This window comes from Aeromonas sp. QDB23, from assembly GCF_027707745.1.
Classification (GTDB): domain Bacteria; phylum Pseudomonadota; class Gammaproteobacteria; order Enterobacterales; family Aeromonadaceae; genus Aeromonas; species Aeromonas allosaccharophila.
Genome location: NZ_JAPCJA010000004.1, coordinates 79,131 through 103,459, shown reverse-complemented (window position 1 = coordinate 103,459; position 24,329 = coordinate 79,131). Strand labels below are relative to the sequence as shown.

At 60.6% G+C, this 24,329-nt stretch carries 23 protein-coding genes, 1 tRNA gene and 1 pseudogene; 12 read left to right on the top strand and 13 right to left on the bottom strand.

All coding sequences use genetic code 11. The features are described 5' to 3' along the window. Positions 1-44: 44 nt before the first annotated feature. The gene (locus tag PG888_RS03215; RefSeq protein ID WP_270692661.1) at positions 45-332 is read right to left on the bottom strand and encodes a DUF3630 family protein; all 288 of its coding nucleotides are present in this window, start codon (positions 330-332) and stop codon (positions 45-47) included. Between the two features lie 10 nt (positions 333-342). After that, positions 343-1,770, bottom strand: a complete 1,428-nt coding sequence (locus PG888_RS03210; protein ID WP_270692660.1) for a protein adenylyltransferase SelO — start codon at positions 1,768-1,770, stop codon at positions 343-345. 105 nt (positions 1,771-1,875) lie between these two features. On the opposite strand from PG888_RS03210, the gene PG888_RS03205 reads away from it, so the two are divergent. After that, positions 1,876-2,178 (top strand): c-type cytochrome, encoded by a 303-nt coding sequence (locus PG888_RS03205; protein ID WP_182938478.1) that lies wholly within the window; start codon positions 1,876-1,878, stop codon positions 2,176-2,178. A 68-nt stretch (positions 2,179-2,246) separates the two neighbouring features. Here the strand turns inward: PG888_RS03205 and recQ are convergent. Beyond that, positions 2,247-4,175 (bottom strand): annotated as a pseudogene (gene recQ, locus PG888_RS03200) (ATP-dependent DNA helicase RecQ); the annotation flags it as partial. 184 nt (positions 4,176-4,359) lie between these two features. Between recQ and PG888_RS03195 the strand changes: the two are divergent. Next, on the top strand, positions 4,360-4,824 hold the full coding sequence (locus PG888_RS03195; RefSeq protein WP_182969997.1) for a thioesterase family protein: 465 nt from the start codon (positions 4,360-4,362) through the stop codon (positions 4,822-4,824). A gap of 124 nt (positions 4,825-4,948) precedes the next feature. Continuing rightward, positions 4,949-5,476 carry an AbiTii domain-containing protein gene (locus tag PG888_RS03190; protein ID WP_005356927.1) on the top strand — a complete coding sequence of 176 codons (528 nt, stop codon included), beginning with the start codon at positions 4,949-4,951 and terminating at the stop codon, positions 5,474-5,476. 269 nt (positions 5,477-5,745) lie between these two features. On the opposite strand, the gene PG888_RS03185 is transcribed toward PG888_RS03190, so the two are convergent. From PG888_RS03185 to PG888_RS03140, 10 genes are all read right to left on the bottom strand, one after another. Beyond that, the gene (locus PG888_RS03185) at positions 5,746-5,973 is read right to left on the bottom strand and encodes a hypothetical protein (protein ID WP_270692656.1); all 228 of its coding nucleotides are present in this window, start codon (positions 5,971-5,973) and stop codon (positions 5,746-5,748) included. A 215-nt stretch (positions 5,974-6,188) separates the two neighbouring features. Beyond that, positions 6,189-6,265: transfer RNA gene (locus PG888_RS03180), tRNA-Pro, on the bottom strand. A gap of 155 nt (positions 6,266-6,420) precedes the next feature. Beyond that, complete coding sequence (locus PG888_RS03175; protein WP_234604205.1) at positions 6,421-7,125, bottom strand: MOSC domain-containing protein; 705 nt, start codon at positions 7,123-7,125, stop codon at positions 6,421-6,423. Between the two features lie 45 nt (positions 7,126-7,170). Further along, entirely contained in the window at positions 7,171-8,016 is an 846-nt protein-coding gene (locus PG888_RS03170) for an ABC transporter permease subunit (protein WP_374759803.1), read from the bottom strand. A 73-nt stretch (positions 8,017-8,089) separates the two neighbouring features. Continuing rightward, positions 8,090-8,995 carry an ABC transporter permease subunit gene (locus tag PG888_RS03165; protein ID WP_042059538.1) on the bottom strand — a complete coding sequence of 302 codons (906 nt, stop codon included), beginning with the start codon at positions 8,993-8,995 and terminating at the stop codon, positions 8,090-8,092. Continuing rightward, positions 8,992-10,146, bottom strand: coding sequence for a polyamine ABC transporter ATP-binding protein (gene potA / locus PG888_RS03160; RefSeq protein WP_024945572.1), 1,155 nt, complete (start codon positions 10,144-10,146; stop codon positions 8,992-8,994). The genes PG888_RS03165 and potA overlap by 4 nt, the downstream gene beginning before the upstream one ends. 78 nt (positions 10,147-10,224) lie before the next feature. Then, positions 10,225-11,310, bottom strand: coding sequence for a polyamine ABC transporter substrate-binding protein (locus PG888_RS03155; RefSeq protein ID WP_042059536.1), 1,086 nt, complete (start codon positions 11,308-11,310; stop codon positions 10,225-10,227). Positions 11,311-11,429: 119 nt separating this feature from the next. Further along, positions 11,430-12,527, bottom strand: a complete 1,098-nt coding sequence (locus tag PG888_RS03150) for a polyamine ABC transporter substrate-binding protein (protein ID WP_082628350.1) — start codon at positions 12,525-12,527, stop codon at positions 11,430-11,432. A gap of 53 nt (positions 12,528-12,580) precedes the next feature. Next, a complete protein-coding gene (locus tag PG888_RS03145) occupies positions 12,581-13,942 on the bottom strand; it encodes an aspartate aminotransferase family protein (protein WP_270692651.1) in 1,362 nt (453 codons plus the stop codon). Between the two features lie 174 nt (positions 13,943-14,116). Continuing rightward, on the bottom strand, positions 14,117-15,448 hold the full coding sequence (locus PG888_RS03140; RefSeq protein WP_042656534.1) for a glutamine synthetase family protein: 1,332 nt from the start codon (positions 15,446-15,448) through the stop codon (positions 14,117-14,119). A 490-nt stretch (positions 15,449-15,938) separates the two neighbouring features. Between PG888_RS03140 and PG888_RS03135 the strand changes: the two genes are divergently transcribed. From PG888_RS03135 to malZ, 9 genes are all read left to right on the top strand, one after another. Further along, complete coding sequence (locus PG888_RS03135; protein ID WP_042059525.1) at positions 15,939-16,325, top strand: TraR/DksA family transcriptional regulator; 387 nt, start codon at positions 15,939-15,941, stop codon at positions 16,323-16,325. Positions 16,326-16,473: 148 nt separating this feature from the next. Next, positions 16,474-17,331 carry a hypothetical protein gene (locus PG888_RS03130; protein WP_042059523.1) on the top strand — a complete coding sequence of 286 codons (858 nt, stop codon included), beginning with the start codon at positions 16,474-16,476 and terminating at the stop codon, positions 17,329-17,331. A 62-nt stretch (positions 17,332-17,393) separates the two neighbouring features. Continuing rightward, a complete protein-coding gene (locus tag PG888_RS03125; RefSeq protein ID WP_270692650.1) occupies positions 17,394-17,840 on the top strand; it encodes an Mpo1 family 2-hydroxy fatty acid dioxygenase in 447 nt (148 codons plus the stop codon). A 21-nt stretch (positions 17,841-17,861) separates the two neighbouring features. Next, positions 17,862-18,356, top strand: coding sequence for a CreA family protein (locus PG888_RS03120; protein ID WP_005355485.1), 495 nt, complete (start codon positions 17,862-17,864; stop codon positions 18,354-18,356). 74 nt (positions 18,357-18,430) lie between these two features. Continuing rightward, entirely contained in the window at positions 18,431-19,420 is a 990-nt protein-coding gene (locus PG888_RS03115) for a 2-hydroxyacid dehydrogenase (RefSeq protein WP_139710559.1), read from the top strand. Between the two features lie 198 nt (positions 19,421-19,618). Beyond that, a complete protein-coding gene (gene yegD / locus PG888_RS03110) occupies positions 19,619-20,980 on the top strand; it encodes a molecular chaperone (protein ID WP_270692649.1) in 1,362 nt (453 codons plus the stop codon). Positions 20,981-21,145: 165 nt separating this feature from the next. Next, a complete protein-coding gene (locus PG888_RS03105) occupies positions 21,146-21,562 on the top strand; it encodes an META domain-containing protein (protein WP_042656540.1) in 417 nt (138 codons plus the stop codon). A gap of 82 nt (positions 21,563-21,644) precedes the next feature. Next, the gene (locus PG888_RS03100) at positions 21,645-22,493 is read left to right on the top strand and encodes an HDOD domain-containing protein (RefSeq protein ID WP_058052455.1); all 849 of its coding nucleotides are present in this window, start codon (positions 21,645-21,647) and stop codon (positions 22,491-22,493) included. 5 nt (positions 22,494-22,498) lie between these two features. Further along, positions 22,499-24,328: a maltodextrin glucosidase gene (gene malZ, locus PG888_RS03095; protein WP_111808761.1), complete on the top strand. Its 1,830-nt coding sequence runs from the start codon at positions 22,499-22,501 to the stop codon at positions 24,326-24,328. Position 24,329: the final 1 nt, after the last annotated feature.

Sequence of the window (24,329 nt, the reverse complement as noted above, 5' to 3'; positions counted from 1 at the left end):
GCGCCCGGATTGGCCAGCCGCAAAGCAGGCCTCGCGGGCGATGGTTACCCCTTGTGTTGCCTGGCGAGCCAGAGCAACACCTCCCGATCCGCCGGACGTACAGCCTCCAGCCAGCAACCGCTGTAGTGTTCATACTCCAGCCGAAACTGACTTCCCTCGAACTCCAGCAGCCAGCAGTGGCGGTCGGCCCCCACATCCTGCTCGAACGGCTGCAACTCCCACTCTCGCAGCAAGGCCTGCGCCAACACCGGAAACGTGTCCCAGTCGAGCGCCGGGCAATCCAGCGTTACCACGGCGGCTTCGTTATCTACCTGCTTGATCTGCCAACTCATTCCCTGTCTCTCAGCTGCTGCAGGAGAGCTCGCCACCGTAATACCATGCTGGCGCAGGAGTAGCGAGATCCTCATATTCGGGTTGTTCATCATAGGGGCGCTGCAGGGCGGCGAACAGCCGCTCGAACGGCTGCATATCCCCTGCCTCGGCGGCATCGATCGCCTGCTGGGCCAGCGCATTGCGCAGCACATACTTGGGATTGATGGCATCCATCTGCGCCTTGCGCACGGCATCCTCGCTTCCTTCGCGCACCAACCGCGCCCGATAGCGCTCCAGCCACGCCTGCCAACCCCGCGGATCAGGCAACAGGGCCAGCAGATACGCGGGCCACGCCCCCTCTTGCGTTACCTCACCGAGACGGCGCAGGAACAGGTGGTAATCCACCTTGTTAGCAGCCAGCAGCCGGAACAGCTCGCGGAACAGCGCCGGATCATCCTCCTCCCACACCGCCAGCCCGAGTTTGGCCCGCATCAGTTCGGAATAGTGCAGCATCAGCTGCTGCTCGTACTGGGCCAACGCCGCAGCCAGCGCATCACCGTCTACATGGCCAGCCAGTGCCTGTGCCAGTTTTTGCAGATTCCAGTAGCCGACCGCGGGCTGCTGATCCAGCGCGTAACGACCCGCCGGATCCGAGTGATTGCAGACAAAATCGGGCACGTAGGCATCGATAAAGCCGTAGGGGCCGTAATCCAGCGTCAGGCCGAGCAGCGACATGTTGTCGGTGTTCATAACCCCGTGACAGAAGCCCGCCGCCTGCCATTTGGCAATCAGCCGCGCGGTGCGGCGTACTACCTCGGCAAACAGTTCGGCGCCATTCTCCAGCTCGGGGAAGTGGTGGCGCAGCAGATACTCGATGAGCGGCGGGATCTTCTCCCCCTGCCCGCTCCAGGCGAAATACTCGATATGACCGAAGCGCAGATGGCTTGGGGCGGTGCGCAGCACGGTTGCTCCCGTCTCGACCTGTTCGCGGTAAACAGGCTCACTGCTCCCCACCAACACCAGCGCCTGGGTGGTAGGAATACCGAGGGCATGGAGCGCTTCTGAGGCGAGATACTCGCGAATGCTGGAGCGCAGCACGGCGCGGCCGTCGCCAAAACGGGAGAACGGTGTTTTACCCGCCCCCTTCAGATGGAGATCCCAGCGGCTGCCATCCGGAGCATGCTGCTCACCCAACAGCAGCGCCCGGCCATCCCCGAGCCGAGGGCTGTAACCCCCGAACTGATGGCCCGCATAGACCTGCGCCACCGGCTGCATACCGGGCAGCACTTTTCCCTCGCCACAGCAGGCAATCCAGTCCGCCTCGCTGACGCCTCCCAGCCCCAACTCTGCCAGCAAAGCCCGGTTGAGATGAAGCAACCGGGGTTGCTGCAGCGGCTGAGGGGCCACAGACTCACAGGCCCAGGGCAACTCGGTCGCAAAAGTGTTGATCAGCTTCATGGTTGTGCCATTCGTCCCTGCGTATGCTCGTGTCACTCTTTATACTGCCGTCAGCCACGCTTGTGCTCACTGGCAACCATCATTTTTCAATTCAAGGAGAAGAAGATGCAAAAATGGGTATATGCCCTGCCTTTGCTGGCACTGGCGTGGGGTCATCAGGCCAAGGCTGCCGATATCGAAGCCGGAAAAGCCAAAGCGGCGGTCTGTGCCGCCTGTCACGGCGTGGAAGGCAAGGCGATGATCCCCAACTATCCCCATCTGGCGGGTCAGAATCCCGCCTATCTGGTGAAGCAGTTGAAAGCGTTCAAGGATGGCACCCGCAAAGAGCCCTTGATGGACCCCTTCATGGCGCCGCTGACCGAGGCGGATATCGACAATCTGGCAGCCTTCTACGCCAGCCTGAAATAACCTCGCGTCTGACCCTAGGTTCTTCCGAGCCGCGCTTACAGTGGTCGATTACGCTTCGCTAATCGACCCTACCGGCGGCAGTAGTCGATGATAAGGTCCATAAAGGCTTCGCCGAAGCGTTCCAGCTTGCGGTGGCCAACCCCGTTGATGGCCAGCATCTCGTCCTCGGTCATCGGCATCGCCGCTGACCCCATCTCCACCCGAGTTGCTATCTATCTGCGGCAGTAGTCGATGATAAGGTCCATAAAGGCTTCGCCGAAACGTTCCAGCTTGCGGTGGCCGACCCCGTTGATGGCCAGCATCTCGTCTTCGGTCATCGGCATCAGCTGGGCCATCTCCACCAGGGTCGCATCGTTGAACACCACGTAGGGCGGCACCTCTTCGTCCTCGGCAATCTGCTTGCGCAGACCCCGCAGCTCCTTGAACAACCGCTTGTCGTAGTTGGCGTTGTCGAGCAGGCCGTTGCGCTTCTCCTTGCGGCTGGAGATAGGCTGCAGGCGGGGCACCGCCAACTCCAGCTTCACCTCGCCACGCAGCACGGGGCGGGCCGCTTCGGTCAGCTGTAGCACCAGATTACGGGTGATGTTCTGGGTCAGCAGCCCCTTGTGGATCAGCTGGCGGATCACGCTCATCCAGTATTCGTGGCTCTGATCCTTGCCGATGCCATAGGTCGAGAGCTTGTCGTGGCCGTGATCCTTGATGCGCTGGTTGAGGGAGCCGCGCAGCACCTCCACCACATAACCCACCCCGAAAGCCTGCCCCACCCGCCAGACACAGGAGAGCGCCTTCTGGGCATCTTCGGTACCGTCATAGCTCTTGGGCGGATCGAGACAGATATCGCAGTTGCCGCACGGCTTGTCGTTGTATTCGCCAAAGTAATTGAGCAGCACCTGACGGCGGCAGGTCTGCGCCTCGGCGAAGGCCTCCATCACGTTGAGCTTGTACTGCTCCACCTGCAACTGCTGGGGATTCTCGATGTTGTCGAGCAGACGGCGTACCCGGCCGATGTCGGCAGGATCGTAAAGCAGCAGCGCCTCGGCGGGGGTGCCATCACGACCGGCGCGACCGGTCTCCTGATAGTAGGATTCGATGTTCTTCGGAATGTCGTAGTGCACCACGAAGCGCACATTGGGTTTGTCGATACCCATGCCAAACGCCACCGTCGCCACCACGATCTCGACATCATCCTTGAGGAAGGCATCCTGGGTCTGCTGGCGCTGCTCGAGCGGCAGCCCCGCATGATAGGGCGCCGCCTTGCAACCGTGGCGGGATAGCCGCTCGGCCACCTCCTCCACCCGGTTGCGGCTGGAGCAGTAGACGATGCCGCAGTTGCCCTTCTGGCTCTGCACGTAGCGCAGCAGCTGCTCCGCCGCCTTGAATTTCTCCACCAGGCTGTAGCGGATATTGGGTCTGTCAAAGCTGGCGGTGTGAATAAAGGGGTCGTTCAGCTCGAGCCGGTGCAGCATATCGCTGCGGGTCGCCTCGTCGGCGGTGGCGGTGAGCGCCACCACCGGCACCTGCGGGAACCACTGTTTTAGCCGGCCCAGCGCCGCGTATTCCGGCCGGAAATCGTGGCCCCACTGGGAGACACAGTGCGCCTCGTCGATGGCGAACAGCCCGAGCGGCAGCTCGGCCAGCCGGTCCATAAATTCGTGCTGCAGCAAGCGCTCGGGGGAGACATAGACCAGCTTGATCTCGCCGCGACGCATGGCGGCGAAGTTCTGGATCATCTCCTCCCGGCTCAGGGCCGAGTTGATGTAGACCGCCGCCACGCCGTTGGCGCGCAGACTGTCGACCTGATCCTTCATCAGCGAAATAAGGGGAGAGACCACCACCCCGAGCCCGGGCCGCAGCAGTGCCGGGATCTGGTAGCAAAGCGACTTGCCGCCACCGGTGGGCTTGAGCACCAGCGCATCGCGCCCCGCAACGATCTGCTCGATGATCTCGAGCTGACCCGGCCGAAACTGCTGATAGCCGAAGACCGCCTGCAGCAGGGCAAGCGGACTCTCTGGCTGAGGATCTGGCAGGGTTTCGGCAATCGCGGTCATGGGCTCTCCTTTGGGGTCGCCATTCTAAAGCAGCCGCCGCCCACAATAAACCTGCCATTGCGACTGTTAAGGAACTGTTGCAGACTGGCTGGAGTTTTTACTCGGCTTTGATGACAAGGATTGGGATCAGAGAATGAAACAGATGCTCAAGAAGATGGCGCTCAGTGGCATTGCCAACCTGTTTGCCGAGAGGATGCCGTTCAACAAGCTGATTGGCATGCAGGTGACCCACTACGACTTCGACAAGGTGGAGCTGCGCATCAAGATGGACGAGAAGCTGATCGGCAACCCTTTCCACAACATCCTGCACGGTGGCGTCACCGCCAGTCTGCTGGATGTGGCGGGCGGCATGATTGTCGCCGCCTCCTGTATCGACGAGCTGGAGGAGTTCTCCCCCAGCTATCTCAAGGAGCGCTTCGCCCGCCTCGGCACCATCGATCTACGGGTGGATTACCTGCGCCCGGGGCGCGGCAACGAGTTTATCGCCACCGCCCACATCATCCGGGCGGGCAGCAAGGTGGCCGTCGCCCGGATGGAGCTGCACAACGAAGAGGGCACCCACATCGCCTTCGGCACCGGCACCTATCTGGTGGGTTGAACCAAATTAGTGCATAAAAACCACGCTGCTAATCCACTTTTAATCATTAGATTCCTTACCCCCTCTGGCCGAACAAGGTCCATACTGATAGTCGGGATTGTGTGCAGAGGGAGGATTGCAGGCGATGAGTGCGAAACTGGCCATCAAACCATCCAGAGCCTTGTTGACACAGCTCGAGTCCATGCTCGACGAGGTGCAGACACCCGAGTGTCGCCACTGGTTGGAACAGGAGCTTGAGGGGTATTCTCTCTCCTCACCCCTGCCTTGGTATCGCATCGTTCCCTGTCGGCAACGCGGTCACTTTCTGGATCTGAAAACGGGAAAATATTTGACCTGTCATATCAACAGTCAAACGCTATGCCAACGCGATCTGGCCCAAATTCAGTTCATTTATGCCCGTGAACCCGCCGCCCACTATTTACTGCAACGCAATTCCGGTATTGAACCCTGGCCAGAGCAGCTGCTGGAAGATTATCAGGAGCAGTTGATCCCCGGCCATTTATGCCTGCAAGCCTGGCATGAGCCCGTGATTTCATTACGTGCACAACTGATGGAGGGAATAGAACATTTCATTAGTGAGTACCCCAAGCACGCGGCCTTGCTGCCTCAACACAGTTTCAAGGCTTTGCGGCATCAGCACTGGCATATCTGAGTAAGCGCCTAGCGCGCAAGGAGGGCACCATAGACAAGACCCATAGCGAGATTGCCACAATCTAGAGTGCCGGAGTCAGGATCAGACTCCACCGATGGGCCACCGAGCGGTGGCCCTTTTAATTTCCGCAGCAGCTACACTATCGACAGCCCTATGCGCAATAAGCACCCTCTGCTTATACCCAGCCTTTCTTCCTTTACCCGCCCTTCTCATATCCCACCGACTTATCGCACCTCTATCCCCTTCCGGCCGGAAAAAGTGGGTTGCCATCACAAGCCGAAAACGAATAGCGAATAGCGAATAGCGAATAGCGAATAGCGGATAGCGAATAGCGGATAGCGGATAGCGGATAGCGGATAGCGGATAGCGGATAGCGGATAGCGGATAGCGGATAGCGGATAGCGGATAGCGGATAGCGGATAGCGGATAGCGGATAGCGGATAGCGGATAGCGGATAGCGGATAGCGGATAGCGGATAGCGGATAGCGGATAGGCAAAGTGTGGCGCCGCGCGCCGTGAAGCCGCAACCCTAACAAGCAATCATTGCCCGTTGAATCTTGGACTATCGGCAGGTCGGCAGGTCGGCAGGTCGGCAGGTCGGCAGGTCGGCAGGTCGGCAGGTCGGCAGGTCGGCAGGTCGGCAGAGAAAAGGGCAACCCGCGGCGGAAAGCCAATGCAAAAAGGCCGCTCAATTGAGCGGCCTTTTCAAATTTGGTCGGTGTGAGAGGATTCGAACCTCCGACCCCTTCGTCCCGAACGAAGTGCGCTACCAAGCTGCGCTACACACCGATGTCTGCGGGACGGGAATTTACCGAAAGCCCCGACCCGACACAAGCCTTTTTTGCATTTGGCAGGAAAAAAAGTGCCATTCGCTCAACTATTCAGCACTCTTTTCACCCGTTTACCGGGCTGCAGCCAGCTAGTGACATTCCGGCAACCCGCCGTCAGGTCAAGCGCTGGGAGGCTGGCCCCAGCAGACGGCGCTGCCAGTCAGCCACAGTGCCATGCTCCAGCCAGTCGGCTGCATGCTGGCGCCAGTTTGGCGAGAGGGCCGGATTTTCCAGCAACAGCAGCAGGTCGGTCTCGTTACGTACCTGATTGAACAGAATATCCGCCGTGCGCTTCACCGTCAGGTCGGGATAGGGCCTGTCTACCAGCTCCATGGCCGCGTCGGGCGCGATCATGCCCTCCTCCAGCACCCGCAGTAGCCAGCCACAACGGCCACCCAGCTGCATCACCTGCGACATCTGGCCATAACCAAAGCGCTGGTTGAGCTTGAAACAGGGGGATCTCGGCTGGCTGACCTGGATCAGCGCCTCACCGAGTCGATAGACATCGCCGATGCAGGCTTGCGCCTCAGTCAGCCCGATACCGGAGAGGTTCTCGCCAAAGGCGGCAGGTTGCCAGGGGGTGCGTGGCGCAGGAAGGCCCAGCGCGGTTTGCCAGGTCTGCCACCAGAGGTAGTGATCGGCCGGATAGAAGTGGAGCGCCCGATCCGGGCCACCGTGGTGGCGCTGGTCACACTGTTCATCCCCTTCCAGACCGGCAAAGGTACAGCGAACTGGCGCAGAGATCGGTTGCTTGTGAATGGCGCTGATGAGGCCGGGCACCAACTCGGTGCCACGACCGCTAAAAAGGGAGATCCGCATACTCATCCTCCAGATTGACGAGAGTAGGCGGATCTTAGCATGACGTCAGACGACGGCCTGCATCTGGGTAGTCATGGCGATCTCGGCGCGACGGCGCTTCTCCGCCCTGGCCATCAGATACCAGCTGCCGAAGGTAAAGAGCGATACCGACAGCAGGATCAGGCTGGCCACCGCGTTGATCTCGGGTTTCACCCCAAGTCGCACCGCCGAGAAGACCTCCATCGGCAGCGTGGTGGAGCCCGGGCCGGAGACGAAGCTCGCCAGCACCAGATCATCCAGCGACAGGGCGAACGACATCATGCCGCCTGCCGCCAGCGAGGGGGCGATCATCGGGATGGTGATCAGGAAGAACACCTTCCACGGCTTGGCGCCGAGATCCATCGCCGCCTCCTCGATCGAGAGATCCAGCTCCCGCAACCGCGCTGACACCACGATCGCCACGTAGGCGGTACAGAAGGTGGTGTGCGCGATCCAGATGGTCAGCATGCCCCGCTCGGCGGGCCAGCCCACCAGTTGGGCCATCGCCACGAACAGCAGCAGCAGCGACAGACCGGTGATCACCTCGGGCATCACCAGCGGCGCCGTCACCATGCCGCCGAACAGGGTACGACCACGGAAGTGGGGAATTCGGGTCAGCACGAAGGCCGCCACCGTCCCCAGCGCCACCGCGGCGATCGCGGTGTAGAAGGCGATCTCCAGCGAGCGGAACACAGACCCGATCAGTTGCTTGTTGTCGAGCAGGCCGAAGTACCACTTGAGCGACCAGCCACCCCATACCGTCACCAGCTTGGAGGCGTTGAAGGAGTAGATCACCATAATGACCATGGGCAGGTAGATAAACAGCAGCCCCAGCCAGAGCATCAGTTTGGCAAAACCGAAACGTCTCATCATGCCTTGTCCTCCAGCACTCTGAACTGGTTACGGTTGCAGCGGCTGGATACGGGATTGAACAACGCTGTTTTCATCATGCTTTACCCTCCAGCTCTTTGGCCTGGTTACGGTTGAAGAGGATGATCGGAATGATCAGCACCGCCAGCATCACCACCGCCAGCGCAGAGGCGACCGGCCAGTCGCGGTTGTTGAAGAACTCCTGCCACAACACCTTGCCGATCATCAGGGTCTCCGGGCCGCCCAGCATTTCGGGGATAACGAACTCCCCCACTACCGGAATAAATACCAGCATGCAGCCAGCGATAATGCCGTTCTTGGAGAGCGGCACCGTGATCCGCCAGAAGCGGGTCAGGTTGCGGGCACCGAGATCGGAGGCGGCCTCCAGCAGACTCTGATCATGCTTGACCAGATTGGCGTAGAGCGGCAGCACCATAAACGGCAGATAGGAGTAAACGATGCCGATATAGACCGCCAGGTTGGTATTGAGGATCTGCAGCGGCTCGTCGATCACCCCGATCCCCAGCAAGACGCTGTTGAGCAGGCCGTTGTTGCTGAGGATCCCCATCCACGCATAGACCCGGATCAGGATGGCGGTCCAGGTCGGCATCATGATCAGCAGCAGCAGCACGGTCTGGGTCTCCTTGTTGGCCCGTGCGATGGAGTAGGCCATCGGATAGCCAATCAGCAGGCAGAGCAGGGTGCTGATGAACGCCATCTTGAGGGAGCCCAGATAGGCCGCGATATAGAGCTCATCCTCCTGCAGCAGCAGGTAGTTGCCCATGTTGAGCAGGATGGTGAGCTGATTGTCGGCCCAGCTCACCACGTCGGTGTAGGGCGGGATCGCCACATCCGCTTCCGCGAAACTGATCTTCACCACGATGACGAAGGGCAGCAGGAAGAACAGGAACAGCCAGAAGAAGGGGATGCCGATCACCAGCCGGCGCCCCCCGACCCGCTTCAGTCGTTGCAAGAACTTCATGATTGCAGCACCACGCCGCTGTCATCTTCCCAGTAGAGGAACACCTGGTCATCCCAGGTTGGCCGCTTGCCGTGGCGTTCGGCATTGGCGATGAAAGCCTGAACGATTTTGCCCGAGGGCAGCTGGATGTGATAAACCGAGTGGCCGCCCAGATAGGCGATGTCATAGACCTCACCCTTGGTCCAGTTGAAGTCCGGGTGCTCGATCTCCTCCGGCTTTTGCAGACTCATCAGCAGTTTTTCCGGCCGCAGGGCGTAGGTCACCTTCTTGTTCTCGGCGCGGGAGCTGATGCCGTGGCCCACATAGATGGGCTGCTCCAGATCGGCGCAGGCGATAGTCGCGTGGTCCTGCTCATCCTCCACCAGCAGGCCATCGAACAGGTTGACGTTGCCGATGAACTCGCACACCAGCCGACTGGCCGGGGTCTCGTAGATATCCATCGGGCTGCCGATCTGCTCGATGCAGCCGAGGTGCATGATGGCGATCCGCTCCGCCATGGTCATCGCCTCTTCCTGATCGTGGGTCACCATGACGCAAGTAACCCCGACCCGCTCGATGATCTCCACCAGCTCCAGCTGCATCTTGGAACGCAGCTTCTTGTCGAGCGCCCCCATGGGTTCATCGAGCAGCAACAACTTGGGACGCTTGGCCAGCGAGCGGGCTAACGCCACCCGCTGACGTTGACCACCGGAGAGCTGGTGCGGCTTGCGACGGGCATACTGGGTCATCTGCACCAGCTTGAGCATCTCCTCCACCCGGGCATCGACCTCCGCCTTGGGCAGGCCGTCCTGCTTGAGGCCGAAGGCAATGTTCTGCGCCACCGTCATATGGGGGAACAGGGCGTAGGACTGGAACATCATGTTGATGGGGCGCTCGTAAGGCGGCATGTCGGTGATATCGACCCCGTCGAGGAACAGCCGCCCCTCGGTCGGGCGTTCGAAACCGGCCAGCATCCGCAGCAGGGTCGATTTGCCGGAGCCGGAACCACCGAGCAGTGCGAAAATCTCGCCCTTGTGGATATTGAGAGATACGTTATCGACCGCCAGCGTTTCGTCGAACTGCTTGCTTACCCGATCAATCTTCACCAGCACTTCTTTGCGCTGCTGACTGCCCTCGAGGGCTTTCTTGTAGGCACTGGAGGCTATCGCCATTACCAAACTCCCCAACGTGATACCGACCTCACGGCCGATCCATAAAAACGATTTGGCGCCCCCGAACGGGCACCAAGGTTAGGTTCCGGACTTGATCTTGTTCCAACTCCGGGTCATCAGCCGCATCACTGCGCGAGGGTGTGTCTGCGACACATAAAGCCTCGCCAGCACCGGCTGTGGTGGATAAACAGACTCGTCGTCACGCACTTTTTCATCCATAAACGCTGCCGCTTTGGCATTGGGATTGGCATAGCCCACATAGTTGCTGACCTTGGCAATCACTTCGGGCTGCAGGACGTAGTTGATGAGGGCGTGCGCCTCTTTGACATTGGTGGCATCAGCCGGAATCGCCATCATGTCGAACCAGAGATTGCCCCCCTCTTTCGGAATGCTGTAGGCAATCTTCACCCCCTTGCCAGCTTCATCGGCGCGGGCAGCGGCCTGCAGGATGTCGCCGGAAAAACCGGCTGCCACGCAGATATCGCCATTGGCGAGATCGCCGATGTATTTGGAGGAGTGGAAGTAGGCCACATAGGGCCGCACCTTGAGCAGCAGCGCCTCGGCCTGTTTGATATCAGCCTGTTCGTGGCTGTTTGGATCGAGTCCGAGGTAGTTGAGGGCAGCAGGGATCATCTCGTCGGCAGAATCGAGGAAAGCGACGCCGCAGCGAGAGAGTTTCGCCATGTTTTCCGGTTCGAAGATGGCCGCCCAGGAGTCAATCTTGTCGACCCCCAGCACCGCCTTGATTTTGTCGACGTTGTAGCCGATGCCGTTGGTTCCCCACAGATAGGGCACCGCGTATTGATGACCCGGATCCACCTTGTCGAGCTGCTTGAGCAGTACGGGATCCAGATTGGCCATATTGGGCAGCAGGGATTTGTCCAGCTTCTGGAACGCTCCCGCCTCTATCTGTTTGGCCAGGAAATTATTGGAAGGCACCACCAAATCGTAACCGGTCCGCCCCGTCAGCAACTTGCCTTCCAGGGTTTCGTTGGAGTCAAACACGTCATAGACGGTCTTGATCCCGGTCGCCTGCTGGAAATCGCTGAGCGTGGTCTCGCCGATATAGTCTGACCAGTTGTAGAAGTGCAGCTCTGGCGCAGCCTGAGCCACATTCGCCAATCCCATGGTCAGCGCTATGGTTAGCAATTTGGTTGTCTTCACGGTGTCAGTTCTCCTGTTGCAGTGGTTGACCGTCTGCGCATCCATTCGCGCGGCCCATCCGGATGGATGGCATCACTACCCTCCCGGCCGAACTGCGGACCGGGAGGGGTATTCGTTACTTACTTGCCGGACTTGATCTTGGTCCAGCTGCGAGTCATCACTCGCTGCACCTTGGCCGGCAGATCCGGGAAGGTGTAGATCTTCTGCAAGGTGGCCGCATCGGGGTAGATACCCGGATCGGTGCGGATCGCCTCATCCACCAGCGGGGTTGCCGCCTTGTTGCCGTTCGGGAACTGCACCACGTTGGTGATACTGGCGATCACCTCAGGCTTCATCAGATAGTTGATGAAGGTGTGGGCAGCCTCGACGTTCTTGGCATCCGCCGGAATGGCGATCATGTCAAAGAAGCTGCCCGCCCCCTCTTTCGGAATGGTGTAGGTCAGCGCCACGCCATTGTTGGCCTCGGCTGCCCGCGCCTTGGACTGCTGCAAGTCACCGGAGTAACCGACCGCGACGCAAAGGTTGCCGTTGGCCAGATCCGAGATGTACTTGGAGGAGTGGAAATAGGCGGTATAGGGGCGGATCGAGAGGAACAGCTCCTCTGCCTTCTTCAGCTCGGCCGGTTTCTGGCTATCCGGCTTGAAGCCCAGGTATTGCAGGGCAGCCGGCAGCATTTCGGTCGGTGAATCGAGGAAGGAGACGCCACACTCTTTCAGCTTGGCCATGTTCTCCGGCTTGAACACCAGATCCCATGAGTTGACCGGGGCATCGGCACCCAGCACGGCCTTCACCTTCTCGGCGTTGTAGGCATAACCGATGGTGCCCCATAGATAGGGGATGGAGTACTGGTTACCCGGATCGCTCGGCTCGAGCGCCTTGAGCAGGCCGGGATCCATATTTTGCCAGTTGGAGAGCTTGGACTTGTCCAGCTTCTGGAACACGCCCGCCTTGATCTGTTTGGCCAGGAAGGGGTTGGATGGCACCACGATGTCGTAGCCCGAGCTACCCGCCAGCAATTTGGCTTCCAGCACCTCGTTGCTGTCGAATACGTCATACACCACCTTGATGCCCGTCTCTTTCTGGAAGTTATCCAGGGTATCCGGCGCGATATAGTCGCTCCAGTTGTAGACGTGCAGCACCTTCTCTTCAGCCATTGCTCCGGCACTTGCCATGACCAGAGCCACAGAGGCAGCGATCACTCCTGTTTTGAAAGACATCATCCTTGTCTCCTAAGCAAATTGTATGCGCATGCCAACCTGCCCGACCCACCTCAACCTTTCAGCTTTTCGGCTGTTAGATCCAGACTGCGCCTGGCCAGATCGACCAATTCATCAACCTGTTCCTCGGTGATCACCAAGGGGGGCGATATGATCATGGTATCGCCTACCGCCCTCATCACCAAGCCATTGTTAAAGCAGAACTCCCGACAGGTCATCCCCGCATTTGCCTGGGCCGGGAAACGCCGGTTGGTCTGCTTGTCCTGCACAATTTCCAGCGCGGCCACCAGCCCGCGGCCACGGGTTTCCCCTACCAGCGGATGATCGGCCAGCTCGGCCCAGCGGCGCTGCAAATAGGGGCCGATGGCATCATGCACTCGCTTAACTATGCTCTCTTTCTGCATAAGCTGGATATTGGCCACCGCCACCGCGCAGGAGACCGGATGGCCCGAGTAGGTGAAGCCGTGGTTGAACTCGCCCCCCTCCTCCACCAGCCTCTTGGCGACCCGGTCGCTCACCATGACGGCGCCGAGCGGCAAATAGCCGGAGGTGATCCCCTTGGCCAGACACATCAGATCCGGCTTGATGCCAAACCCTTCGCTGGCGAACCAGTGGCCGGTACGGCCAAACCCGCAGATCACCTCGTCGGCGATCAGCAGAATGCCGTAGTGGTCGCAGATGCGCTGGATCTCCGGCCAGTAGCTGTCGGGCGGAATAATGACGCCGCCCGCCCCCTGGATCGGCTCGCCGATAAAGGCGGCCACCTTGTCCACCCCCAGTTCCAGAATCTTCTGCTCCAGCTGACGGGCCCGCTCCAGCCCGAAGTCGTGGGCGCTCATCCCCTGCCCCTCACCGAAGTGATAGGGCTGGTCGATGTGCACTATGCCGGGGATGGGCAGGCCCCCCTGGGCATGCATCCCCTTCATGCCGCCCAGACTCGCCCCCGCCACGGTAGAGCCGTGGTAGGCGTTGTGGCGGCTGATGATCACCTGTTTGTCAGGCTGCCCCTTGCTGGCCCAGTAGTGGCGCACCATCCGCAGCACGGTGTCGTTGCACTCGGAGCCGGAGCCGGTGAAGAAGACGTGGTTGAGGTGAGACGGCGTGACTTCGGCCAGCAGGGTCGCCAGCTCGATCACCGGCGGGTGAGCGGTCTGGAAGAAGAGGTTGTAGTAGGGCAACTGCTGCATCTGACGGGTGGCGGCATCCACCAACTCCTGGCGGCCATAGCCCATATTGACGCACCACAGGCCTGCCATGCCGTCGAGAATGCGGTGGCCGTCGGAATCTTCCAGATAGACGCCGCTGGCTTTGGTAATGATGCGCGAGCCCTTCTTGTTCAGGGCCTGAAAGTCGGTAAAGGGGTGCAAGTGGTGGCTGGCATCCAGCTGTTGCCACTCACGGGTTGTCTGCTGCATTTGTTGCTCCTCGGTTCCTTCGATTTAGCAGGATTAGTTTGTCAATTCATCAGGAGGGCTGGCATGCTCGCAGCCACAGCCACTCACAGGTGGCTGCCGCCACCTGACTCGCGTTCCGGTGTCTTCGATACAGGGACCGGAGAGGCCGACTCCGGCCTCCCCGTTACAGAGGGATCAGACGTTCAGCAGCAGGAACTCCCGCTCCCAGCGACTGATCACCCCGAAGTAGGTCTCGTACTCTTTGCGTTTGACCGCTACGAAGGCGCGAGTGAAGCGCTCGCCCAGCATCTCCTTGATAGGCTCGCACTGTTCGAGATGGCTCAGTGCCTCCTCCAGCGATCGGGGCAGGCTGTAGGGCAGGTCATAGGCGCTCGACTTCATCTCCTGCATGGGCTCCAGCTTCTCCATCATGCCGAGATAGCCACAGGCCAAGGTGGCGGCCAGCGCCAGATAGGGGTTGGCATCGGCACCGGCGAAGCGGTTCTCTACCCGGCGCGCACTCGGGTCGGAGAAGGGCACCCGCAACCCGCAGGTGCGGTTCTCTACACCCCACTGGACGTTGCGCGGCGCGCTCTCGCCAAAGGTGAGGCGGCGGTAGGAGTTGACGTTGGGGGCCAGCAGGGCCGTCACCGCCGGGGTGTATTTCTGCAGACCGGCGATGAAGTGCATGAACTGTTCGCTGTTGCCGCCGCTCGCGGTACCGAACAGGTTGTGGCCGTTCACATCTTCCAGACTCTGGTGGATATGCATGGCGGAGCCGGGCTCGTCGCTCATCGGCTTGGCCATAAAGGTGGCGTAGATGCCGTGCTTGTGGGCCGCCTCACGCATGGTGCGTTTGAACAGAAACACCTGATCTGCCAGATCGATGGCATCCCCGTGCAGGAAGTTGATCTCCATCTGGGCGGCACCCGATTCGTGGATCAGGGTGTCTACCTCCAGCTCCTGCGCCTCGCAGTAGTCATACATGTCTTCGAAGATGGGGTCGAATTCGTTGACCGCATCGATACTGAACGACTGGCGGGCGGTCTCCGGGCGGCCGTTGCGACCCACCGGCGGCACCAGCGGATAGTCGGGGTCTTCGTTGCGTTTGACCAGATAGAATTCCAGCTCGGGGGCGACCACCGGCTTCCAGCCCTGCTTCTCGTAAAATGACAGAACCCGACGCAGCACGGAGCGCGGCGCGATGTCGATCAACTTGCCGTTGATGTCAAAACAGTCGTGGATAACCTGCGCAGTGGGCTCCAGCGCCCAGGGGACGAAACGGATGGTGTTGGGGTCGGGATAGAGCTGCATGTCCCGCTCCAGCGGGTCGATCATGCTGTCGTCATCCGGATATTCGCCAGTCACCGTCTGGGTGAAAATCACCTCGGGCAGACGCATGCCCCCTTCGCGCAAAAACTTGTTGGCTGGGATGATCTTGCCCCGGGCGTTGCCGGTGAAATCCGGGAACAGACACTCCACTTCCGTGATGCGATTGCTCTCCATCCAGCCTTTGATACTGTCCATGTTAAACCCCGACTTTACGGTTGCCATTGGCAAGGGTGTCTAATATATGGAACACCCTTGTTATAAAATTGTAATCAACATCACCATAAAAGCCCGCCATCAAGGGCAATGTCAAGCGGGTGTGTTTAAAAAACTATAAATAACGGCGCATATAATGACCAGGTCGGCACCAAATACTAAACACTCAAATCCGGACTCTGCCCGCCGATCCCGCCCTTGCAGAGCATTGCAAAGCCGATGCCAACAGAGGGGGCCGCGGGTGCCGGAACACGACCGATCCCCCGTCGGAACGGGCCATTTTTTTGCAAAGGCGCACAATCCTTACCCTATTTGCTTTGCTTGGCTGCATTTTTTTGGTACAAGGCCCGCCCTGATTTGCACTCTCTTGCATGAAACGGGTGCAAATCGGGATACAAGGGCTTGGTCTGTAGGCAGACAGCCCCCATAAACAGGGATAATTGGGTTAGTAAACTGACTGGTAGTTAATCGTATGTGTGATTTCATGACTGAAGACCAACTGGCCTTTTACAAGGGGCAGATCGAGCGACAGATCGTCGAGCTCGAAGAGCGCCTGAACTCCCAGGCCAGCCAGGCCATCGCCACCGACACCAACGAGATGGCTGATGAAATTGACCGTGCCAGTATCGAGGAAGCCCGCCGTCTGGAGCTGAACCGCATCGAGCACGACAAACTGCACCTTCGCAAGCTGCGGGGCGCATTGAAGCGCATCAGCGAAGGGGATTTTGGTTACTGCGAATCTTGCGGTGACGAGATCTCCATAAAGCGGCTGCATGCCCGTCCGGAATCCCGTTTCTGCGTCGAATGCCAGAGCACCAAGGAATTTAACGATACCCACGTGTTCCGTCGCGTCGCCTGATTCTTCGAAGAACCGTCACCATTCTGGTGCAACAGGCGGTCAGCAAGGCAGAGCCCAACGCTCAAACCTTGCACACCGCCTCGCAACAAGATGGTGACAAGTTCTGTTAGACTCCGGACACGTTCCGGAATCTACAGGAGAACAGAGAGTGAAATGGCTCATCAAGCTGTGTTTGTGCCTGCCGCTGCTGGCACAAGCACAGGTTCTGACGGTCAAGGTCCCCAGCCGTCCCGTCAACAATCTTGACCAGGAGTACCAGTACAAGCTGCTGGAACTGGCCCTGACCCGCTCCGGGCAACCCTTTCGCATCCAGCCTGTCGAACTCGACCTCAACCAGTTCACCCTCCAGCAGCAGCTGAGCAAGGGCAAGACCATCAACGTCTTCTGGATGGGCACCTCCAGCGCACTCGAATCCTCCCTGATTGCCGTCCCCATTCCGTTGTTTCGCGGGCTGGAAGGATTGCGGCTGTCATTCATCCACGCGGACGCTCAGGAGAAGTTCAACCAGATCAATACCCTGGCCGATCTCAAACAGCTGAAGGCGGCGCAAGGGGTGGGGTGGGCCGATAACAAGATCCTGGAAAATGCCGGTATCCCGACCTTCTCCGGCCGATACAGCAGCCTGTTTCGCCTCATCAACGACGGCGACAAGATCGACTTCTTCCCCCGCGCCCTGGTGGAGATCTTCGCCGAGCGCAGCGAGCTGGTGGCGCAGTATCCCAACCTCGCCATCGAGCAGCACCTGCTGATCCGCTACCCCTTCGCCCAGTTCTTCTTCGTCAGCCCCGAATACCCCAAGCTGGCCAAGGCGATTCAGACCGGGCTGGAGCGGGCCTATGCCGACGGCAGCTTCATGAAATTCTTCCATGACAACCCCAAGATCCGCGAAGCGCTGGCCAGCGCCAACCTCGATCAGCGGGTCACCATCGCCCTGCCCAATCCGGACATGACCCCGTTGCTAAAATCCATTCCGGCCCAATATTGGGATTATCCACCGCAGGGATAAGCATCCCGAGCGCCTGACCATGAGGGTCGGGCAGCGTGAGCACAGTGCGCCAGGGAGGTGCCATGAAGGGAATCCAGGAGTGGTTTGCGGAGTACGGCCAGAGCCATCGCCATCCGGTCAACGTTGCCATCCACAAGCTGGCGGTGCCGGGCATCTATCTCTGCTCGCTGGCGCTGCTCTGGTGTCTGCCACACGGGCCCTTGCCAGAGCCCCTCAACTGGGCGGCAGTGGCAGCCATTCCGGTGCTGCTGTTCTATCTGCAGGTGTCATTTTCGCTGTTCGCGGGGATGGCCGGGCTGACCGCGCTGGGACTGTGGCTCTGCCACCAGTGGCAGGGGCCGCTGTTGTGGCCCGCAGTGGCGGCGTTCGTGCTGTTCTGGATAGCCCAGTTTGTCGGCCACAAGATCGAGGGCAAGCGTCCCTCCTTCCTCGCCGACCTGCAATTTCTGCTGATAGGCCCCGCCTGGGTGCTTGCCAGCCTCTATCGTCGCTTGCGCCTTCCCTACTGAGGAGGGCCAACAGGAGAGACCATGACACATAACCACACGCGACATAACGCCCTTCGCCGCGCCCTGCCCCTGCTGCTGGGGGCCCTGTTTGCTGGCCCGGCACTGGCCGACAAGGCCGACCCGGTCGGTGAAGTGAGCACCGCCTTCAAGCTGTTTGGCCCCAACCACAAGATCCTGGTCGAGGCGTTCGACGATCCCCGCATCGACGGCGTCGCCTGCTATCTGGCACGCCCCAAGACCGGCGGCGTCAAAGGCGGGCTGGGGCTGGCGGAAGATCCCTCCCACGCCTCCCTGTCGTGCCACCAGATTGGCCCCATCACCCTGCCCGAAAAGCTGAAGGCGGGGGAAGAGGTGTTCGATGTCAGCACCTCGCTGGTGTTCAAGGAGCAAAAAGTGGTGCGTTTTTACGACAAGAAACGCAATGCGCTGGTTTACCTGACCTACAGCACCAAACTGGTGGATGGTTCGTACAAGAGTGCAGTCAGCGCCGTTCCCATCATGCCGTGGGGACAATAACCAGCCGGTTTGTCCGGTGATGGCCGACCCATTTTGTTGTAATTTGACGACACACATACTACGGAGCACACACCATGAAAGTCGCCGTATTCAGTACCAAGAGCTATGACAAAGAGCATTTTAACCAGGCCAACAGCCAGTACGGCTTCGACCTGGAGTTTTTCGATGTGCGGCTGGAGGCCAAAACGGCCCGACTGGCTCACGGCTTCCCGGTGGTGTGTCTGTTCGTCAATGACGATGCCGACCGCGAGGTATTGACCGAACTGGCTGCCAACGGCACCCAGGTGATCGCCCTGCGCTGCGCCGGTTACAACAACGTGGATCTGGCCGCCGCCAAAGAGCTGGGGCTGAAAGTGGTGCGGGTGCCTGCCTACTCCCCCGAGGCGACCGCCGAGCACGCCGTCGGCATGATGATGTGCCTCAACCGCCGCATCCATAAGGCTTATCAGCGCACCCGCGATGCCAACTTCTCGCTGGAAGGGCTGGTCGGCTTCAACATGCATGGCAAGACGGTCGGTGTGATCGGCACCGGCAAGATCGGTCTGGCTGCCCTGCGCATCCTCAAGGGCTTCGGGGTTCGCCTGCTGGTCAACGACCCGTACCAGAATCCGGCAGCCATCGAGCTGGGGGCCGAGTACGTGGATCTCGACACCCTGTTCCGCCAATCCGACATCATCAGCCTGCACTGCCCGCTGTTCAAAGAGAACTACCACCTGCTGAACAAGGAGGCGTTCGCCAAGATGAAGGACGGGGTGATGATCATCAACACCAGCCGTGGCGGCCTGCTCGACTCCAACGCCGCCATCGAGGCGCTCAAGACCTCTCGCATCGGCGCGCTGGGGCTGGATGTCTACGAAGAGGAAGAGGATCTCTTCTTCTCAGACAAGTCCAACGAGGTGATCACCGATGACGTGTTCCGCCGCCTGTCGGCCTGTCACAACGTGCTGTTTACCGGCCATCAGGCGTTCCTGACCCGGGAGGCGCTGCACGCCATCGCCGATACCACCCTCGGCAATATCCGCGCCATCGAGAGCCAGGGCCGCTCCGACAACGAAGTGGAATAAGGGCTCGTCCTCTCTTCGTCACGCGCCGGGTTGTGAGACCCGGCGCCTTCGGGTAGGCTAGCCCCCCTTTTTTATTCAGGAGTCTGGCGCCCATGTTGATCGGATTTGCTCACTGTCCCTCCGACCGTGCGTCGGGTGGTGAGACCCGGCACCTTCGGGTAGGCCAGCCCTCCTTTTTTACTCTGGAGTCTGGCGCCCATGTTTATCGGATTTGATTACGGTACCTCCAACTGTGCCGTGGCCGTGATGGAACAAGGTAGCCCCAGGCTGCTCAATCTCGGCGCATCCCGCTATCTCCCCTCTACCCTGCACGCGCCCCACCGGGATGCCATCGCCGGTCTGTTGGCCGAAGGGCTGGCACCGGCCCAGCAGGCGGAGTACCTCAAGCTGCGTGGCCCTGTGGTCACCCGCGCCCAGATGGTTCGCCGCCAGATGCGCGAAGAGGGGCTGATCGACGAGCTGAGCTTCGGCGGTGCCGCGCTGGAACGCTATCTGGAAGAGCCGGACGACGGCTATTACATCAAATCGCCGAAATCCTTCCTCGGTGCCTATGGCCTCAAGGCCCCCCAGATCGCCCTGTTTGAAGACATCGTCTGCGCCATGATGCTCCATGTCCGCCAGCAGGCGGAGCAGCAGCTCGGCGCCCCGATCCGCCAAGCGGTGATCGGCCGCCCGGTCAACTTCCAGGGGCTGGCAGGGGAAGAGAGCAACAGCCAAGCCATCGCCATCCTGACCGAGGCAGCCCGTCTGGCCGGTTTCGAACAGGTGGAGTTCCTCTACGAGCCGGTGGCCGCCGGGTTTGAATTCGAGGCGCGCCTCACCGAAGACGCCGTGGTGCTGGTGGTGGATATCGGTGGCGGTACCACCGACTGCTCCATGCTGCGAATGGGCCCCGGCTACCGCGATCAGCTGGATCGCAGCGGCGACCTGCTCGGCCATAGCGGCCAGCGGATCGGCGGCAACGACTTCGATATCCGCCTGACGGTGGAGGGGATGATGCCGCTGCTCGGCATGCACGAGACCCTCAAGACCGGCAAGCCGCTGCCCCACCCGCTGTTCTGGGATGCGGCCGCCATCAACGACGTCAGCGCCCAGAGCCGTTTCTACAGCCTCGATACCGCCCGCCAGCTGCAGGATCTGCAGCTCGACAGCCTGCCGGGCAGCAAACTGGGACGGCTGGCCAGCCTGCGGGCCCACAAGCTGAGCCACCAGCTGGTGTGGCGCGCCGAGCAGGGCAAGATCGCCCTCTCGGAGCAAGAGCTCAATCGCCAGTCACTGGCCGAGCTGGAAAAAGGGCTGGAAGCGGAGCTGACCCGCGAACAGCTTGCCAACGCCTCGGCCCTGCTGCTGGAGAAGATTGGCGAGCTGATGGACGAAGCGATTGCCGCCGCCGGTGTACAGCCGGATCGCATCTTCGTCACCGGCGGTAGCGCCCGCTCACCGCTGATCGCCCGCTTTATCCGCCAGAAGCTCCCGTCCATACCGCTCGAGGGGGGCGATGACTTCGGCTCGGTAGCCGCCGGTCTTGCCCGTTATGCCGAGCGGCTGTTCGCCAACTGAGCCCTGAGATAGCGCAAACTGATGGCAATATCACCAAGGTGTTGCCATTAAGCGACAGTGGTGCGGGACAAGGGGCGACAGAAGCGGTCGGTCGCCCCCTCTCGCGCCCTGCTCCCGTATGCTCAAAAGGGGTATTCTTGAGGCTCCCCCAACCGGAGCCCCCTCATGCCCAGATTGCCCTTTCTGCTGATCCCCCTGTTACTGCTCGCTGGCTGCAGCTCGACCGCCTTTGTTCAGCAAGATCTGCAACATCACCACTGGGTACTGAGCAAACTGGATGGCGAACCGGTCGCCGCCTTGCGCGACAATCCCCCCGATTTCGAGATCGGCGAGCACTTCACCGTCAACGGCATCGCCGGTTGCAACCGCTACTTCGGTCAGGGCCATCTGGAAGATGACAAGTTGTGGGTCACCAGTCTGGGCAGCACCGAGATGGCCTGCATGCCGCCGCTGGACACCATCGAACAGGCCGTGCTGACCACGCTTACCGAGGGGGCGACCCTGAGCGGCACCAGCCAGACCCTGATCCTGCAGGGCAAACAGCACCGTTTGGAATACACCTTGCGCGACTGGGTGCTCTAGCGCCCGCAATCCCCATCACAAAGCCGCATCACAAACAGGAACATGTTGTCCGGCTGTGGCACAATATGAGGCAGAGTTCGCAATGGAGGCTGCCTCAGCCATGTCGATGGATCGCCTGTTTGACAAGATCAAACAACTCCCCACTATTCCCAAGCTGCTGCACGAGTTGATGCAGAGCTTCAACGACGAGAATGCCCGCATCGACGAGATTGCGGCCAAGATCGCCATGGATCAGGTGATCAGCGTCAAGGTGCTGCGGATGGCCAACTCGGCCGCCCTGCGCCGGGGCAACGAAGTGACCTCCATCGAACAGGCGGTGATCCGGCTCGGCTTCAACCGGCTGCGCTCCGTGGTGGTCGCCTCCGGCATCATCGGCAGCTTCAAGGCCCCGCCCAGCTTCGACAAGAACAAGTTCTGGACCGAGACCTTCCAGGTCGCCACCATTGCCAAGACCCTGGCGCAGGAGACCAAGGCACTGGATCCCGAGACCGCCTTCACCTGTGCCCTGATCCACAACATCGGTGAACTGCTGATCCAGAGCACCCTGCCGGAAGAGGCGGAACTCATCAATCTGGCGATCCAGAACGGCAGCAGCCGGGTCGAGGCCCAACGGGAGATGCTGGGCTACGACTATGCCCAGCTCGGTGCCGAGCTGGCGCGACGCTGGAACCTCTCCGAGGCCTTCGTCGATGCCATCTCCCAGCAGCTTGACCCGCTCTCCCACGATCCGGTCAGCAAGGAGGCGGTGCTGATCCGCCTCGCCGTGTTTATCTCCTTCGCCTGGAATGCGGGAGTGCCTGCCCAGGCCATCATCGCCCGCTTCCCCAAACCGCTCGCCGACCAGTTGGGACTGGATCCCAAGTCGCTGGCAGGCCAGCTCGAAACGCTCCACGAACAGGGTAACGCCCTCGCCGACCTTCTGACTCAATAAACATCATGACCCATCCGTTTCTGTTTCATCCCCAGGTGGCGCCCTGGTTCAAAGAGAGCGCCGACGCACTGCAACTGACCCTGTTCACCGAACTGGACGCCCCGATCCGCGAGGTGTGGTTGCGCCACGAGCCGGATAACGAGGAGTACCTGATCCCGATGACGGCGGTCTCGACCCGCGACCGGCTGCAGGTGTGGCAAGCTACCCTGCCACTTGGCAAGGGGCAGGATATCCACCTCTACTGCTTCAAGTGCCTCACCGACGAGGCGCAGTGGTGGCTGCACGGTGCCGGTGTCAGCCCCGCCATGCCGCCACGGGAGCAGCATTTTCGCTTCAACAGCCTGCACCAGCCACCAGCATGGGTGCAGGATCAGGTGTTCTACCAGATCTTCCCCGACCGCTTCTGCAACGGCGATCCGTCGCTGAGCGTCAAGCATCACGAGTACGAGTACCGCGGCAAGGCGGTGATCAGCAAGGCGTGGGGTGAGCCGGTCAGCCGCCACGAAGAGGGCCACGGCGCCTGCGAATTTTACGGCGGCGATCTGGCTGGCATCGATGCCAAGCTGCACTACCTGCAATCTCTCGGGGTGACGGCGCTCTACCTCAACCCCATCTTCGATTCGCCGAGCAACCACAAGTACGACACCCAGGACTACTTCAAGGTGGATGCCCACCTCGGCAGCAACGAGCAGTTCGCCGAGCTGACCCGCAACCTGCACCAGCGCGGCATGAAGATCATTCTCGATGCGGTGGTCAACCACACCTCGACCCAGCACCCCTGGTTCTGCCCGCCGCTGGGGGCCAACAGCAACCCGGACTCCCCGTGGCGCAGTTTCTACACCTTTGATAACGAAGGGGATTACGTCAGCTGGAAGGGCATTCGCAGCCTGCCCAAGCTCGACTTCTCCTGCGAAAAGGTGCAGGACGCCGTCTATCGGGCCGACGACGCCATCCTCCGTTACTGGATGCGCGCCCCCTATCAGATCGATGGCTGGCGTTTTGACGTCATCCACATGCTGGGGGAGCGCGGCACCGCCGAGGGTAACCGTAGCCATGTGCGTGCCATTCGCGGGGCGGTGAAGCAGGAGAACCCGGACGCCTATGTGCTCGGTGAACACTTCTTCGAGGCAAGTCAGTGGCTGCAAGGGGATCAGGAGGATGGCGCCATGAACTACTACGGCTTCGCCCACCCGATCCGCGCCTTCCTCGCGGGGCAGGATATCGCCTACCACCCCATCAAGATCAGCGCCGAAGAGCTGGATCGCTGGCTCAAGCTGGCGCGGGCCCATATCCCGTTCAAGAACCAGCTTGCCCAGTTCAACCTGCTGGACAGTCACGACACCGCCCGCTTCCTCCATCTGCTGGGTGAAGACAAACAACGGATGCAGCTGGCCGCCACCCTGCTGCTCACCTATATCGGCGTGCCGTCCATCTACTACGGCGATGAAGTGGGACTCTCCGGCGGCAACGACCCGGACTGCCGCCGCTGCTTCCCGTGGGATACCACAGACTGGGATCACGTGCTGCACGACCACTATCGTCGCCTGATCCAGATCCGCCGCCAGCGCCCCTCCCTGCGCCGTGGCGACATCCAGACCCTCTATGCCGGGCCACACAGCTATGTGTTCGCCCGCACCCTGCAAAGCGATCAGGTGGTAGTGGCCTGCAACCGTCATCCGAGCGAGCCGCGCACCATCAGCCTGCCCCTGTGGCAGACCGCCAGCCCCGCCAGCCGCTTCACCGACGCCTTCAACGGCGAGAAGTTCGAAGTGGTGCAGGGCGAGGTGCAGCTCACCATCCCCGCCAACTCGGCCAGAGTGCTGATCTCCAGCTGAG